The organism is Desulfovibrio piger (assembly GCF_012843875.1).
In the GTDB taxonomy this organism is placed as follows: Bacteria; Desulfobacterota; Desulfovibrionia; order Desulfovibrionales; family Desulfovibrionaceae; genus Desulfovibrio.
The window spans coordinates 26,948-43,110 of the sequence record NZ_JABAFY010000003.1 but is presented as its reverse complement, the minus strand read 5'-3'; the positions used below and the strand labels follow the sequence as shown (position 1 = coordinate 43,110).

Genomic DNA, 16,163 nt, shown 5'->3' with positions numbered 1-16,163 from the left:
AAAGGCCCCGCGTCGTGCGGGGCCCCTGGCATAGCGTGTGACGGGATGCGCGGGATCAGCGGCGGAAGCTGCTGACCACCTCCACGGGGATCTCCTGCCGGAAGACCTTGCGCACCAGCTTGGCGCTGCCGCGCACCAGATCCAGCTCGATGGGGCATTCCTCGGGGGCGCGCAGCGAGAGCTGCAGGCCGCCTTCCTTGCGGGCCTCGAAGCGGACGGTGCGCACGATCTGGCGATGGCTCTTGTCCATGCGCTCGGCCAGCAGCAGGAAGAGGGAGAGCAGGCGGATCTCCTCGCGGGTCTCCTGGTCGAATTCCATGAACAGCGGCACTTTCTTGGAGGGACGCTTGCGGTGGAAGTAGGTCAGGGCGGCCATGATGTCCACTTCACGGCGGGTGAAGCCCAGCAGCTCGGTGTTGCGGATCAGGTAGTGGCTGTGGGCGTTGTGGCGCGAGAAGGAGATGAAGATGCCGATGTCGTGCAGCAGGGCCGCATAGTGCAGCAGCTCGCGGGCCAGGTCGCCGGAGTCGTGCAGGCCCATGGCCTTGGCGCTGTCGAACAGGTCCAGGGCCAGGCGCGACACATGGCGGGAGTGGCGTTCCTCGAAGCGGCAGCGCCGCGCCAGATGCAGCACGCTCTCCTTGCGTACGGGATGGAAGCTGCCGTCGGCATGGGGCATGCGGGTGGACAGGTAATCCACCAGGATGCCGTTCTGCAGGTTGCGGTTGCTGATGCGCACGCTGTCGAAGCCCTGGTCCTCCATGATGGTCTGGAGGATGGCCGCACCGGCCACGATGACGTCGGCACGGTTGGGATTGATGCCGGGCACGCTGCGGCGTTCCTTGAGGGTGCGGCCGCAGAGCTCCTTGACGGCCCGGCGCAGGCCGCCGTAGCTGAGCACGTCGCGGGACTCCTGCGGGGCCCGGCCCGTGCGCGCGGCATCCTCGGCATCCAGGGCGGCGGCGATCTCGGCCAGGTTCTGGGCCGTACCGGAGCTGGCCACGGCCTCTTCGATGACGAAGTCCGCGATGCGCTGGAACGAGCGCAGGGCATTGTTGCGGATGTAGTTCTGCAGCGCGGCGTAGCGCTTGGCGGAGATGGTGCCGGAGTCCTTGTCGAAGAAGAGGTTGGACAGGCGCACGCAGCCCATCTTGAGGGAATCGAGGTTGCGGTATTCCTCGGAATTGCCCACCACCAGCTCGGTACTGCCGCCGCCGATGTCGATGAACAGGCGCAGGCTCTCGGTATGGGCCAGACCGCTGGAGACGCCCAGATAGATGAGGCGGGCCTCTTCGCGGCCGGAGACCACGCGGAAGTCGATGCCGGTCTTTTCCTTGACCCGGCGCATGAAGTCCGGGCCGTTGGCCGCGTCGCGCACGGCGGCCGTGGCGATGGCGATGACCTCCGAAGCGCCGTAGACGCCGCACATCTCGGCCATGCCGCGCAGGACGTTGATGGTCCGGGCCATGCTCTCTTCACGCAGGTGGCCCGTCTCGAAGGCGCCTTCGCCCAGGCGCACCATGTTCTTGACCTGGTTGAGGACCGTGTGCGAGCCGTCGGGCAGGATGCGCACCAGCATCAGGCGCAGCGAGTTGCTGCCCAGGTCGATGATGCCGATGACGCGTTCCCCGTCAGGCCCCGCCTGATCCGGGACTACAGGATGGGACATACGCACTCCAGCTCCACGCCAAAGATGTGCATGAACAGATCGCCCTTGACCAGCAGGCGGTCCTGCTCGGGGGCGCAGTCTTGGGCGCCGCTCAGGGTCAGCACCACCTTGCCGGGCTGCAGGTCGATGGCCACGTCGCGCACGGCTTCCATGTGGCGGTAATCCAGGGCATCGGCCATGCGGATGAGGGCCGCGGCCTTGTTCAGGGCCTCACGGTCCTTCTTGCCCAGGGCGGCGAAACGGCGGTGGCGCATGGCGGGCCAGGCCTTGCGGTGATAACGGACCAGCTGGGCCACCAGGGAGCGGTCTTCGGGCAGCAGGGCCAGGCTGGTGTCCTGCTCCACGATGCGCATGCCCTTTTTGTGGTGGCCCTTGCGCCCGGAAGCGAAGCCGATGTCATGCAGGCAGCAGGCGATGCGCAGGCGGTAGAGCCAGCGGCCGTCCAGACCGTGCAGGGGCTGGAGCTGGTCGAAGAGCTGTTCCGCCAGATGGGCCACATGCTGGCCGTGACGGCGGGTGGCCTCCAGCTCGGGGCTGCCCGGCAGCAGGTGCTCCAGCAGGGCCTCGCAGGGCAGGGGCGTCCAGTCGTGGGCGGCATCGGCCGTTTCGGGACCGGCGACCTTGACGCGCTTCTTGCCCGCCTTGGCCTTCTTTTCTTCCTTGTCCTTTTTCCTGGCTTTCTTTTGGGGAGTTGCGGCTTCCTGCTCCGCTCCGGCGTCCGGCGCCGGAGCTTCCTGCGCCGTCACGGGCGCTTCGGCCGGAGCCTGTTCGGGCTCTTCGGCGGGGACCGCTTCCTCCTTCATCGTTTCTTCAGGGCAGCCTGCCTGCACTTCGGGGGCAGCGGCCGCGCACTCCTTCGGCTGCTCCGGGGCAGCCTCTTCCGCGACGACCGGCGTCACGGCAGGCGCTTCGGCGGCTTCGGGAGCGGGCTGCGGCGTGTCCGTGCCGGGCAGGGAAGCCTGGAGAAGTTCGGCGCTGTCGTTGCGGGGAGCGGCGGCGGTGGTGGTAGAGCTCTGTCCCTGGCGTTGCTGCCGGCTGCGGCTGGTGCTGCTGCCGGTCTTGCCGGCGGGGCGTTTTTTGGTAGCCATGATGAAAGCTCCTTGGGATCAGATATCGTCCCTGCTGATATGTTGGGCGATCATGCGTTCCTGCGCGTTGACGGCAGCCTCCTTGCTGGAGGGCTTGAGCCGCGTATAGGTGGCATCGGCCTGCAGCTGCCAGGTCTGGACGTTGTCCGCCAGGTGGACTTCGAGGATGTCCTCGCGGATCTTGCGGCGCAGTTCGGGATCGAGGATGGGGGTCAGGACCTCGATGCGGTGGTCGAGGTTGCGCGGCATGAGGTCCGCGCTGCCGATGTACATGATGTCTTCGCCGTTGGCATGGAACCAGTAGATGCGCGAGTGCTCCAGGAAGCGGCCCACGATGCTGGTGACCGTGATGTTCTCGCTGATGCCCGGCAGGCCGGGGCGCAGGCAGCAGATGCCGCGCACCTGCAAACGCACGCGCACACCGGCCATGGAGGCCCGGTACAGGGCGCGGATGATGCCCGCATCCACCAGCTGGTTGCACTTGAAGATGATCTCGCCGTTGCCGTAGCGCTTGTGCAGCTCGATCTCGCGGCGGATCATCTCCATGAGCGGGCCGCGCATGGCCTGGGGCGAGACCAGCAGCTTGCGGTACAGGTCGCGGTCCGCATAGCCGGTCATGACGTTGAACAGGTCGGTGACGTCGGCGCAGATGTCCTCATTGGAGGTGATGAGGCCCACGTCCGTGTAGATCTTGGCCGTGGAGGCATTGTAGTTGCCCGTGCCGATGTGGACATAGCGCGTGATGTGCCCGGCTTCGCGGCGCACCACCAGGCAGAGCTTGGCGTGAACCTTCAGGCCGATGAAGCCGTAGACCACGTTGACGCCTTCCTTCTCCAGCTCTTCGGCCCAGGTGATGTTGCGCTCCTCGTCGAAACGGGCCTTGAGCTCCACCACAGCTACTACCTGTTTGCCGCGGCGCCGGGCCTCGATGAGGGCGCGCACGATGGGCGAATCGTTGCCCGCACGGTACAGGGTCTGCTTGATGGCCAGGACGTTGGGGTCCTCGCAGGCGCGGCGGATGAAGTCCAGCACGGCCTTGAAGCTGTCGTAGGGATGGAAGAGCACCACGTCCCGCTTGCGCAGGTGGCCGAACATGTCGCCTTCCTGGAACAGGCGCGAGATGTGCCCCTGGATGCCGGGCGTCTTGAGCTGGGGCCGGTCCACATTATAGAGGGTCATGAATTCGGAAAAGCCCATGGGCCCCTTGATGCGGTAGATCTGGAAGGGCTGCAGGCGCAGGCGCCGGGCCAGAAAGTCCACCAGCTCGCGCGAGGCCTTGTGGGCGATCTCCAGCCGCACCACGTCGCCGAAGCGGCGCTGTTCCACCAGGTCGCGCACGGCTTCCAGCAGGTCGTCGGCCTCGTCCTCTTCGATCTCCAGGTCGGTGTTGCGGGTGATGCGGAACAGGGCGGAGCTGACCACCGTATGGCCGGGGAAGAGCAGGCCCAGATACTGGGCCATGAGGTCTTCCAGCAGCACAATGTCGTCACCGCGCACGTTGGGGTCGAAGCCCAGGGAGGCGTAGGTCTTGGCCTCCTTGTTGCGCGGGATGAAGATGAAGCGCGAGAGGTTGTTGGGGCACTTCAGGCGCACGAAGCGCGATTCGTTGTCGCGGTTGCGCAGCTGGATGATGAAATTGAGGCAGGTGGTGGAGATGGTGGGGAAGGGGTGCCCCGGGTCGATGGCCTGGGGCGTGAGCACGGGATAGATCTCGTTGCGGAAATAGCCGTCCAGGAAGCGGCGCTGCTTTTCCGAAAGATCGGTGTAGCGCACGATGCGCACGCCCCTTTCCAGCAATTGCGGAGCCAGGTTCTTGAGCCAGTGGCTCTGTGCGCGTGAGGTCAGCAGCAGGGTGCGGCGGCGTATCTCGGCCAGCTGCTTGGCCGGCGTGATGCGGTCGGCCGAGCCGTTGGGGGCGCCGTTGCGGTACTGGCGCAGGATGTTGGCCACGCGGACCATGAAAAATTCGTCGAGGTTGTTATAGAAGATGGCAAGGAATTTGAGCTGTTCCAGCAGGGGCTGCCGGGGCGAGAGGGCCTCGTCCAGAACCTTGGCGTTGAAGTCCAGCCAGTTGATTTCCCGGTTGAGGAAAAGGTTGGGGCAGGAAAGATCCTGCATGTCTTCGGGCGAGCAGGGTTGCTCAGGATACTTGAGGACTATCTGGGAGGTCATGCCGCTCTCCTTGTGCGCGTGGCTGTTCCCGGGATACTGCCGCATGGTTGTGATGATCCTGTGACATTTTAGGACAGGATCGCGAAAGAAAAAGAGAAGAAAAGCAGGCGGACCTTCAGGTAGCGCCGGGGAGGTGCACGGCAGGAAATCCGCATGCCCGTAAGGTGAAACGAATTTTCAACAACTTGTCTGAGGTGTTAGCACAGGCCTTGGCGGAGCTCAAGAGGGGGCAAGGGGCCCCTGGGGAGGGGCGGCGGAGGGCCGCAGGCAGCGGCGGCAGGATCAGACAAAAAAGGGGAGGCCTTGCGGCCTCCCCTCAGTATCGGGAACGGGTCTCAGTCCTGCATGCGGAAGTCCACGCGGATCTTGAACAAACGCGTGGCGGGCAGGTTGAGGATGGGGATGCCCGTACGGGCCGTGATGTCATCCAGCGTGGCGCGCTCGTCTTCCCGCGAGGGACTGATGAGCGTGAACCAGATGTTGTAGTTGTGCTCGCGCAGGTAGTTGTGCGTGATGCCGGGACGGGCGTTCACTTCGTGTACGAAGTCGTCCATCTTGTCATCGGGCACCTTGGCCGCGCAGAGGGTGGAGACGAATCCCAGCTTGTTGGACTGGAAGTTGGCACCCAGGCGGCGGATGACGCGCCGCTCGCGCAGGCTGCGCACGCGCTCCAGGGCCTCCTCCTCCGGGATGCCCAGCAGCGTGCCCAGGTCGGCATAGGGGCGGGGCGTCAGGGGAAAGGCCGTCTGGATGATGTCCAGCAGGCGGCGGTCGGTCTCGTCCAGGGCTTCCTGCGTGGTGTGGGGACCGCAGTATTCAGGGGCGTCCGTCATGCTCGCTCACTTTGCGCCCGTGGCGCGCTTGGGCTGATAGGTGCACAGGGGCTCTTCGGCCATATGGTTGCCGTTCATGCTCCAGGCGCGGGCGCGACAGCCGCCACAGACCTTGTGGAACTCGCACACGCCGCACTTGCCTTCGTAGCACTTCTGGTCGCGGAACTGGCGGAAGTACTTGCTGTTGCGCCAGATCTCGGGGAAGGGCGTCTCGCGCACGTTGCCGCAGTTCAGTTCCAGATAGCCGCAGGGCTGCACCTGGCCGGTATGGCTGATGAAGCAGAAGCCCGTGCCGCCCAGACAGCCGCGGGTCATGGCGTCCATGCCGAAGGTCTCGGGCGTGACGGCCACGCCTTCCTCATGGGCGCGCTGGCGCATGATGCGGTAGTAGTGCGGCGCGCAGGTGGCCTTGAGGTGCATGCTGGTGGTCTTGCGGAAGTCGTAGAGCCAGTGCAGCACGTCCTCGTATTCCTCGGCGCTGATGACCTGGTCGGCCAGGCCGGAGGCCCGGCCCATGGGCACCAGCAGGAAGATGTGCCAGGCGGCCGCGCCGATGCGCTCGCACAGATTGAAGATGTCCTTGAAGCTGTGCAGGTTGTTGCGCGTGACCGTGGTGTTGATCTGGAAGGGCACCCCGGCCTGTTTAAGGTATTCGATGCCGCGCATGGAGGCTTCGAAGGCCCCGGGCACGCCGCGGAACTCGTCGTGGCTGGCGGCGTCGGCGCCATCGATGGAGATGGAGCAGCGGTTGACGCCGGCTTCCTTGATCTTGCGGGCCAGTTCGGGCGTGATCAGGGTGCCGTTGGGCGAGAAGGCGCAGGTCAGCCCCTTGTTGTGGGCATAGGCCACCAGTTCATAGACATCGGGGCGCATCATGGGATCGCCGCCGGTGAAGATGATGATGGGGTTGCCCACCTGGGGGAAGGTGTCGATGAGGGCCTTGGCCTCTTCGGTGGAGAACTCGCCCGGATAGGGTTCCGGGTGGGCCTCGGCGCGGCAGTGCTTGCAGGCCAGGTTACAGGAGCGGGTCACTTCCCAGGCGATGAGCTTGCAGGCGGGCGTGCCGTCCTCAAGGGTGCGCACCATCTTGTGGCCGGGCGCGCCCCCGGGATGACCGCCGGGATGGGCACCCGCGGTACCGGGATGGCCGCCGGGGTGTCCCCCCATGCCGCCGGGATGGCCCGGCATGTGCTTCTCGTCATGCATCAGCGCACCAGCCTTTGCTTGAGCAGGGTCTCGGTGAAGTAGGTGATGAGCATCTTGGCGCCGGCGCGCTTCATGCCCAGCAGGCTTTCCATCATCACGGCTTCTTCGTTGATCCAGCCGTTGAGGCCGGCGGCGCGGATCATGCTGTATTCACCGCTCACCTGATAGGCGCACAGGGGCACGTCCACGGCGTCGCGCACCTGGCGGATGATGTCCATGTAGGGACCGGCGGGCTTGACGATGAGGCAGTCGGCGCCTTCTTCCAGGTCGGCCAGGGCTTCGATGATGGCTTCACGGGCGTTGCAGGGATCCATCTGGTAGCTCTTGCGGTCGCCGCAGGCCGGGGCGGATTCGGCGGCCTCGCGGAAGGGGCCGTAGAAGGCCGAGGCGTATTTCACGGCATAGGACATGATGGGCACCATGACCAGGCCGGATTCGTCCAGGGCGTGACGGATGGCGGCCACGCGGCCGTCCATCATGTCGGAGGGCGCCACCATGTCGGCACCGGCGGCGGCATGGCTCACGGCGGTCTTGGCCAGCAGCTCCAGGGTGGGGTCATTGAGCACCGCACCGCCGGGGGTCAGGATGCCGCAGTGGCCGTGGCTCATGTATTCGCACAGGCACACGTCGGTGATGACGTAGAGCGAGGGCCAGCGATGCTTGAGGCGACGCACGGCTTCCTGTACGATGCCGTCTTCGGCATAGGCGCCGCTGGCCTTTTCGTCCTTCACGGCCGGGATGCCGAAGAGGATCACGGACTTCAGGCCGTCATCCACGGCCTTTTCCACCTGCTTTTCCAGCTCGGTCAGCGACAGCTGGTACTGGCCGGGCATGGCGCCGATCTCCTTGCGGAAGGACTGGTCTTCGGTCTCCACCACAAAGTAGGGCATGATGAGATCTTCGGCCAGCAGGGGCGGGGTCTCGCGCACCATGCTGCGGATTTCGGGGGTCCAGCGCAAACGTCTGCCGCGATGGAAGGATTGGGACATGGTTCTACCTCGATGCGGCAATGCCGCGGTTGTGTTTGGGGAGGACAGCGACGGTTCGTCCCCGGCCCGGCGGGATCGCGGGAAAGACCGGCGCCCGGAAAAGCCTGCGCCCTGATGCCGTCGGGCGGCAGGGCACGGGGCCTTCCGATGAGAAGGCCACCATAGCGCAAAACGCCACAAGGGAAAAGCCACCGGGCACCACTGTGATTGCAGGCATGCAAGGCGGGTCGGCAAAGCTGTGAATGGGGGTGTGTATGGATGCTCGCAATGAATTGAAGGGAAAGAGGGGACTGGTCCGCCTGCTGAATGCCACGCGGTATTCCCTGGCCGGCTACAAAGCCGCCTGGCAGGACGAGGAGGCTTTCCGGCAGATATGCCTGCTGGCCGTGATCGGCCTGCCGCTGGCCTGCTGGCTGGGGCGGGACTGGACGGAATCCGTCCTGCTGGCCGTGCCGCTGGTGCTTTGCCTGCTGGTGGAACTGCTCAACAGCGCCATCGAGAACGTGGTGGACCGTATTTCGCTGGAATGGCATCCGCTGGCCAAGAAGGCCAAGGATATGGGGAGCGCCGCCCAATTCACGGCCCAGCTTTTCCTGGCTGCCGTCTGGGGCGGCTATTTGTTAGGTCGTCTGTAGGCTTGATGAACTCCAGATGCAGGACAGCTGACGAGGCATCCATGTACTGAAAATAAAAGATCCCGGGATTGCAATATCCCGGGATCTTTTATTTTGTTGCCAGACGGCCTACAGGCCGATCTCTTCGTCAGTGAGGTAGCAGGCGGGGTCCTGGGCCCATTCGTCGCCGTAGTAGGCTTCGGCGCGGGCGCGGAAGTTGCCGCCGCAGATGTTCAGGAAGCGGCACTTGGCACAGCGGCCGCCCACATGGGCCTTCTTGTCCTTGAGCTTGTGCAGCAGCTCGATGTTGGGGTCGTCCCAGATCTCGGAGAAGGGGCGCTCCAGCACGTTGCCGAAGGTGTGGTTGCGCCAGAACTGGTCGGCATGCACCTTGCCGTCCCAGGAGATGCAGCCGATGCCGCGGCCGGAGTTGTTGCCTTCGTTGTACTGCAGGAGCTCGAAGATCTCTTCGGCGCGCTTGGGATCTTCACGCTTCATGCGCATCCACACATAGGGGCCGTCGGCGTGGTTGTCCACGGTGAGGATCTCTTTGGGCTTACCGGCGTCGAACAGGGCGCGGGTCTCGTCCATGATGAGGTCCAGCACCTGACGGGTCTCGGCGTGATCCAGGTCTTCCTTGATGAGCTCGGAACCGCGGCCCGAGTACACCAGGTGGTAGAAACAGGCGCGGGGCACTTCCAGGTCGGCCAGCAGGCGGAAGATGCCGGGGATCTCGCCCACGTTACGCTTGTTGATGGTGAAGCGCAGGCCCACCTTCAGGCCTTCGGCCTGGCAGTTGGCCACGCCTTCCAGAGCCTTGCGGAAGGCACCGGGCACGCCGCGGAAACGGTCGTGCACTTCTTCCATGCCGTCCAGGGAGATGCCCACGTAGGAGAGGCCCACCCCCTTGAGTTCACGGGCCTTTTCCTTGGTGATGAGAGTGCCGTTGGTGGAGATGACGGCGCGCATGCCCTTGGAGGTGGCATGGCTGGCCAGTTCCACCAGGTCCTTGCGCACCAGGGGCTCGCCGCCCGAGAAGAGCATGACCGGCGCGCCGTAGGCGGCCAGGTCGTCGATCATGGTCTTGGCCTGTTCGGTGCTGATGTCGTCGGCGCCGTCCACGGGCACGGCCTGGGCGTAGCAGTGCACGCATTTCAGGTTGCAGCGCTTGGTCATGTTCCAGACCACCACGGGCTTCTTGTCCTTGGAGAACTGGAGCAGGTGCGAGGGCAGGTTGCCGGATTCACGGCCGTAACGCAGGGCGTCGGAGGGCTCCACCTGACCGCAATACAGTTTGGAAATACCGATCATCGTACGATCCTTTACAGCGAGTCGCCGTTTGTGCCCCGCCGGGATAGCGGACACGGGGCGGGGGGTATGGCGCGGGGAAGCCCGGAGGAACGCCCGGCCTGAGTGTCTGGGACGGGACAGGATCATCCCGCCGTCATGGTGCCTGTCTGCCCGGAAGGCCGCGGGGCCTACCGGAAGCAGAGGGAAAAACGGTGGCTGCGGGGCCGGAACGGGGAGGGGCGCCGATGCGGCGGCCCCTCCCCGGCAGTCACGAAGTTAGCCGGCGATCTTGGCGCGCAGCACGTCGAACGCGGCTTCCACGCCGTCGGCCTTGGTGCCGCCGGCCTGGGCCAGGTCGGGACGACCGCCGCCGGAGCCGCCGCAGGGCGCGGCCACGTCCTTGATGAGGGCGGGCGCGGTGAAGCGGCCGTGCAGATCCTTGGAGACGTAGAGCAGCAGGCCCACCTTCTCGCCTTCCACCGTGGCCAGGCAGGCCACGCCGGAGGGGATGCGGGAGCGCACGTCGTCCATGATGTCGCGCAGGGCCTTGACCGGCACGCCGTCCAGCTTGGCGGTGAGCAGCTTCACGCCGTTGACCTCGGTGGCCTTCTGCACCAGGTCGGCGCCGGTGGCCGGGCTGGCGGCCGCCTTTTCGGAGGCCTTGCGCAGCTTCTTCACATCGCTGTGCAGGGCCTGCACGCGTTCGGCCAGCTGGCCGGGCTTGGCCTTGAGCAGGGCCGAAAGGTCGTGCAGTTCGGCACGCTGGGCCACGGCCAGGTCATAGGCGTTCCAGCCGGTGACGGCCTCGATGCGGCGCACGCCGGCGGCCACGCCGCTCTCGGACACGATGAGGAAGCTGCCCGCCTGGCCGGTGTGGCTCAGGTGGGTGCCGCCGCACAGTTCCACGGATTCGGTATGGGCGTCGTCGCCCATGCTGACCACGCGCACGGTGTCGCCGTATTTTTCGTTGAACAGGGCCATGGCGCCGCTGGCCACGGCCTCGTCATGCTTCATTTCCTTGGTGCAGACAGAGTAGTCGGCCATGATGGCGCGGTTGACCTGGCGTTCCACGGCGGCCAGCTCCTCGGGGGTCAGGGCCGCGATGTGGGAGAAGTCGAAGCGCAGGCGCTGGCTGTTGACCAGCGAACCGGCCTGCTTCACATGGGTGCCCAGCACGGAGCGCAGGGCGGCGTGCAGCAGGTGGGTGCAGCTGTGGTTGCGGGCCGTGGCCATGCGGGCGTCTTCTTCCACGCTCAGGGCCACTTCCTGGTCGATGCGCAGCAGGCCCTGTTCCACTTCGATGTTGTGGACGATGAGGGTGGGCGCGGGCTTCTGGGTATCCAGCACGCGGGCGGCGCCGTCGGGGCCTTCCATGCGGCCGGTATCACCGGCCTGGCCGCCGGACTCGCCGTAGAAGGGGGTCTGGTTGGTGACCACATAGCCCTTCTGGCCGGCGGGCAGTTCTTCCACGCTCAGGCCGCTCTCGTCCAGCAGGGCCACAATGCGGCCCTGGCCGTTCAGGCCGCTGTAGCCGGTGAAGACGCTCTGCAGACCGTCGTCGGCCAGCTGCTGGAACAGCGAGGAGCCGCTGCCGTCCTGGCCCAGCAGGCCGGACTTCTTCTGGCTCTCGCGGGCGCGGCGGCGCTGTTCGGCCATGTGGGCCTCGAAGCCGGCCACGTCCACGCTGAAGCCGCGCTTTTCGGACACGTCGGTGATGATGTCCAGCGGGAAGCCGTAGGTGTCGGACAGCTTGAAGCAGAACTCGCCGGGGATGACCTTGTCGCCGGCCTTTTCCAGTTCGGCCAGCTGGTCTTCCAGCAGGGCCAGGCCCTTGCCCAGGGTGAGGGAGAAGCGCTGTTCTTCCTCATACACGGCGCGGGCGATGAAATCAGCGTGTTCGGTCAGTTCGGGGTAGTCCTCGCCCATGATCTCGGTGACCTTGCGGGCCACCTTGTACAGGAAGGGCTCGTGTACGCCCATGAGCGTGGCGAAGCGCAGGGCGCGGCGGATGAGGCGGCGCAGCACGTAGCCGCGGCTTTCGTTGGAGGGCAGGGTGCCGTCGGCGATGAGGAAGGCGGCGGCGCGGGCGTGGTCGGCGATGACGCGCAGGGCCGTGTCCACGTCATTGGTGTCGGGCGCGCTGAAGCTGTACTTCACGCCGGCCAGCTCGGCGGCGTACTGGATGATGTCCTGGAACAGGTCGCAGTCGAAGTTGGAGCGCTTGCCCTGGCAGACGGCGGCGATGCGTTCCAGGCCCATGCCGGTATCGATGTTGGGACGGGCCAGACGGTCACGGGTGCCGTCGGCGTGCTGGTCAAACTGGGTGAAGACCAGGTTCCAGATCTCCAGGAAGCGGTCGCAGTCGCACTTGCCGATGCCGCAATCCGGGCCGCAGGCCATGTCTTCGCCCTGGTCGATGTAGATCTCGGAACAGGGGCCGCAGGGGCCGGTATCGCCCATGGTCCAGAAGTTGTCCTTCTCGCCCATGCGCACGATGCGCTCGGCGGGCAGACCGGCCACTTCCTGCCAGATGGCGGCGGCTTCGTCGTCCTCGCGGAAGACGGTCACCCACAGGCGCTCCTTGGGCAGTGCCAGTTCTTCGGTCACGAACTTCCAGGCCCAGGTGATGGCCTCGCGCTTGAAGTAATCGCCAAAGGAGAAGTTGCCCAGCATCTCGAAGAAGGTGTGGTGGCGCGCGGTGCGACCCACGTTTTCGAGGTCGTTGTGCTTGCCGGACACGCGCAGGCACTTCTGCGAGGTGGTCACGCGCGGCACGTCGCGCACTTCTTCGCCCAGGAAGAACTTCTTGAACTGCACCATGCCCGCGTTGGTGAAGAGCAGGGTGGGGTCGTTGGGCGGGATCAGGGGCCCGGAGGGCAGGATGTCATGCCCGTTGCGGGCGAAGAATTCCAGATAACGGCGACGAATCTCTTTGGCGGTGAGCATAGGGGCTCCATGTTGCTGCCCGGAAGGGCGATAAAAAAACGGGCGGCCCCGCAGGGCCGCGTTGCACACAAAAAACTAGTCCAGATCGGACATGGCGGCGCTGCCGTCGTCCAGATCCTCTTCGCTGGGGATGAACTCCTGCGGATGCATGCCCAGGAATTCCGTGACCTTGGCTTCGATCTGGCGGCGCAGTTCCGGGTCCTCGTCCAGCAGGGCACGGACCTTTTCGCGGCCCTGGCCCAGCTTTTCGGAGCCGAAAGCGAACCACGAGCCGCTCTGCTCGATGATCTTGGCTTCCAGGCCCAGGTCGATGAGCTCGCCCGAGCGGGAGATGCCCTGACCGTAGAGGATGTCGAAGGTAGCGCTGCGGAACGGCGGGGCCACCTTGTTCTTGACCACCTTCACGCGGGTGCGGGAACCGAAGGACTCTTCCTTGTCCTTGAGGGTCTGGATGCGGCGGATGTCCATGCGCACCGAGGAGTAGAACTTGAGGGCGTTACCGCCGGTGGTGGTCTCGGGGCTGCCGTAGCCGGTGACGCCGATCTTCATGCGGATCTGGTTGATGAAGATCACGGACGTGCGCGACTTGTGGATGGTGCCGGTAAGGCGGCGCATGGCGTGGGACATGAGGCGAGCATGACCGCCCACCTGGCTCTCGCCCATGTCGCCTTCCAGTTCGGCCTGCGGGATGAGGGCGGCCACGGAGTCCACCACCACCAGGTCCACGGCGCCGGAACGCACCAGCATGTCGGCGATGTCCAGGGCCTGCTCACCGTAGTCGGGCTGGGAGATGAGCAGCTCGTCGGTGTTGACGCCCAGGCGCCGGGCGTAGTTCACGTCCAGGGCGTGTTCGGCGTCCACGAAGGCACAGGTGCCGCCCATTTTCTGGCATTCGGCGATGATGTGCAGGGTAAGGGTGGTCTTGCCCGAAGATTCGGGGCCGAAGATCTCCGTGATACGGCCGCGCGGGATACCGCCCACGCCCAGGGCTAGGTCGAGACCGATGGAACCCGTGGGGATGACGGGGATATTGACATGGGCTTCGTCGGAAAGCTTCATGACCGCGCCTTTGCCGTACTTGCGTTCGATGGTGGCAAGTGCGGTGCCCAGGGCTTCGGCGCGGGCTTCTTCAGGAGAAAGGGCCGGTTTTTTGGCCATAGAGACGCTCCCTGTAGGAAATTTAAGCAACGCAGTATAGCAAAGCGCGCACGGCAAGGCAAGGAAGGCGGCAGGCCTCCCGGGACGGGCCCTTGCGGGCTGCGGGGATGCCGTCTTCGTCACGGCACGGGCCCCTGCGCATGCCGGGCATCACAGGATACGCCCCGGGCAGGGGGACGGCTGTGCGGGCGCGCACAAAAACTGCGTTATTCAGGAATAAATCTCAATAATTGTCAAGGGGAGAAGGGCCGGCTGTGCGGCGGCAGGACAGGGGCGCGCTGCTCCGGCTCCCTGCACCGTATCCCGCTCCAGGTCCCCGATGCCGTGCAGGCGCGCCGGAGCGGACGGACGGCGCCTTCGGTCTGCGCCGTCAAACGGCAGGCCCATTCGCCGGGAAAGGGGTGCCGCGGCAGGGGATGCGGCTCCTCAAGAGCTTCCCCATCCCTGCACGGGGCCCGCAGAGGCGGCAGGACGAAAAAAACCTATCCAAAAGCTGTGAAAATCCGGGCCGGGCTCTTGCCTCCTGCCCCCGCTTTCGCGTAGAAGGCGGGCCATGATGAACACTCCCTCCGATTTCCAGACCCCCGCCGCGCCCGGCATGGTCAATGCTGACCAGCGGCCGGTGGATGTGGTCGTGCTTTTTTCCGGCGGCCTGGACAGCATCCTGGCGGCCAAGGTCCTGGAGGAACAGGGCCTGCGGGTCTGCTGCCTGCACTGCCATTCCCCCTTCTTCGGTGATCCCGGCGCCGTGGAGCGCTGGAGCAACCTCTACGGGCTGGACATCCGCACCCTGGACGTGAGCGACGATTTTTGCGCCATGCTGCGTGCCCGTCCGGCCCACGGCTTCGGCAAGGTCATGAACCCCTGCGTGGACTGCAAGATCCTGCTCCTGCGCCATGCCCGCCTTTACATGGAGAGCATCGGCGCGCGCCTGCTGGCCACGGGCGAGGTCATGGGGCAGCGTCCCATGTCGCAGCGCCGGGACGTGCTCAACGCCATCCGCCGCGATGCCGGGGTGCAGGACATCCTGCTGCGTCCTCTGAGCGCCCTGCATCTGGCGCCCACACCCGCCGAGGAGGAGGGCTTCGTGGACCGTTCCCGTCTGCTGGGCATCAGCGGGCGCGGCCGCAAGGACCAGCTGGAACTGGCCAAAAAGTACCAGCTGCCCGAGATCCCCACGCCCGGCGGCGGTTGCCGTCTGGCGGACAAGGAGAACGCCCGCCGCTACTGGCCCGTGCTCTCCCGCTGGCCCGAGCCTGATACGCGGGCCTTCAAACTCTCCAATCTGGGGCGGCAGTTCTGGGCGCAGCAGGACGGCCGGGACTACTGGCTGGCCATCGGCCGCACCAGTGCCGACAACCAGGCCCTGCACACGGTACTGGGCAAGGACGATGCCAAGATCCATCTGGCCGACATCCCCGGTCCGCTGGCCGTGGCCTGCGGGGGCCGTACATGGCCGGAAGAGGTGCTGCGTGCGGCGGCGGCCCTGATGGCCTCCTACTCCGGCAAGGCCGTGCGCCTGGGGGCCCCCGTGGGCGTGCGGGCCAGCTGGCTGGGCGGCGGCTGGCAGGGCGAGGTGCTGCCCTCGCGTGAGGGCATCTGGCAGGAACCGGCCTGGGTGCCGGCCCGCGAAGAACTGCGTGCCGAGCAGAAAGCACGCCTGCACGGCATCCCGCCGCAGGAGGAGGCGGGGGAATAGGCGCGTACCGCTTTACAAGATAACTTTTTCCGGGTAATGAGGAGCGATTCCTCATTATGGGGCAACAATGCCAAAATCGTGCCTACAGGGCCAGTTTTGGGAGGCTTATATGGACCAGAAGGATATAGAGTATTTCCGCAAGCTCCTCACCAGCATGCTGGAGGAAGCCAAGCAGAAGGGCGACTCCACCATCGAAGAGCTCACGGACAGCAACGAAGTCTTTGCCGACCCTGCTGACCGGGCTACCGCTGAATCCGACCGCGCCTTCACCCTGCGCATCCGTGACCGCGAACGCCGCCTGATCCGTAAGATCCAGTCCGCGTTGCAGCGCATCGACGACGGCACCTACGGTATTTGCGACGAATGCGGCGAAGAGATCGCCATCCCCCGTCTCAAGGCCCGTCCTGTCACCCGTCTGTGCATCAACTGCAAGGCCAAGCAGGAAGAGGACGAACATCTGCGCGGCGACTAGCGCGCATCCTTGACCTGTGCCGCCGGA

General features: G+C 65.6%; 12 protein-coding genes. 3 read left to right on the top strand and 9 right to left on the bottom strand.

The genetic code is table 11. From position 1 onward, the window contains the following. Window positions 1–55: 55 nt before the first annotated feature. The 6 genes from HF854_RS01335 to hemB form a co-directional block, all read right to left on the bottom strand. Complete coding sequence (locus HF854_RS01335) at window positions 56–1,669, bottom strand: Ppx/GppA phosphatase family protein (RefSeq protein WP_168934668.1); 1,614 nt, start codon at window positions 1,667–1,669, stop codon at window positions 56–58. Then, window positions 1,654–2,757: an HD domain-containing protein gene (locus tag HF854_RS01330; protein WP_168934667.1), complete on the bottom strand. Its 1,104-nt coding sequence runs from the start codon at window positions 2,755–2,757 to the stop codon at window positions 1,654–1,656. Before HF854_RS01330 ends, HF854_RS01335 begins: the two co-directional genes overlap by 16 nt. A gap of 18 nt (window positions 2,758–2,775) precedes the next feature. Further along, entirely contained in the window at window positions 2,776–4,929 is a 2,154-nt protein-coding gene (gene ppk1, locus HF854_RS01325) for a polyphosphate kinase 1 (RefSeq protein WP_168934666.1), read from the bottom strand. Between the two features lie 335 nt (window positions 4,930–5,264). After that, window positions 5,265–5,762 carry a siroheme decarboxylase subunit alpha gene (gene ahbA / locus HF854_RS01320; RefSeq protein ID WP_168934665.1) on the bottom strand — a complete coding sequence of 166 codons (498 nt, stop codon included), beginning with the start codon at window positions 5,760–5,762 and terminating at the stop codon, window positions 5,265–5,267. Window positions 5,763–5,768: 6 nt separating this feature from the next. Beyond that, entirely contained in the window at window positions 5,769–6,950 is a 1,182-nt protein-coding gene (gene ahbD, locus HF854_RS01315; protein ID WP_337381893.1) for a heme b synthase, read from the bottom strand. A gap of 17 nt (window positions 6,951–6,967) precedes the next feature. Continuing rightward, on the bottom strand, window positions 6,968–7,957 hold the full coding sequence (gene hemB / locus HF854_RS01310; protein ID WP_168934663.1) for a porphobilinogen synthase: 990 nt from the start codon (window positions 7,955–7,957) through the stop codon (window positions 6,968–6,970). A 254-nt stretch (window positions 7,958–8,211) separates the two neighbouring features. Between hemB and HF854_RS01305 the strand changes: the two genes are divergently transcribed. Beyond that, entirely contained in the window at window positions 8,212–8,592 is a 381-nt protein-coding gene (locus HF854_RS01305) for a diacylglycerol kinase (protein ID WP_168934662.1), read from the top strand. A gap of 108 nt (window positions 8,593–8,700) precedes the next feature. Here the strand turns inward: HF854_RS01305 and ahbC are convergent, their stop codons facing one another. From ahbC to recA, 3 genes are all read right to left on the bottom strand, one after another. Further along, window positions 8,701–9,882, bottom strand: a complete 1,182-nt coding sequence (gene ahbC, locus HF854_RS01300; RefSeq protein WP_168934661.1) for a 12,18-didecarboxysiroheme deacetylase — start codon at window positions 9,880–9,882, stop codon at window positions 8,701–8,703. 255 nt (window positions 9,883–10,137) lie between these two features. Further along, complete coding sequence (gene alaS / locus HF854_RS01295; RefSeq protein WP_168934660.1) at window positions 10,138–12,807, bottom strand: alanine--tRNA ligase; 2,670 nt, start codon at window positions 12,805–12,807, stop codon at window positions 10,138–10,140. 75 nt (window positions 12,808–12,882) lie between these two features. Beyond that, a complete protein-coding gene (gene recA, locus HF854_RS01290) occupies window positions 12,883–13,965 on the bottom strand; it encodes a recombinase RecA (protein ID WP_006008777.1) in 1,083 nt (360 codons plus the stop codon). 553 nt (window positions 13,966–14,518) lie between these two features. Here recA and HF854_RS01285 point away from each other — a divergent pair. Further along, window positions 14,519–15,664 (top strand): tRNA(5-methylaminomethyl-2-thiouridylate) methyltransferase, encoded by a 1,146-nt coding sequence (locus HF854_RS01285; RefSeq protein WP_239465019.1) that lies wholly within the window; start codon window positions 14,519–14,521, stop codon window positions 15,662–15,664. A gap of 109 nt (window positions 15,665–15,773) precedes the next feature. Further along, window positions 15,774–16,136 carry an RNA polymerase-binding protein DksA gene (dksA, locus tag HF854_RS01280; protein ID WP_168934659.1) on the top strand — a complete coding sequence of 121 codons (363 nt, stop codon included), beginning with the start codon at window positions 15,774–15,776 and terminating at the stop codon, window positions 16,134–16,136. Window positions 16,137–16,163 lie beyond the last annotated feature (27 nt).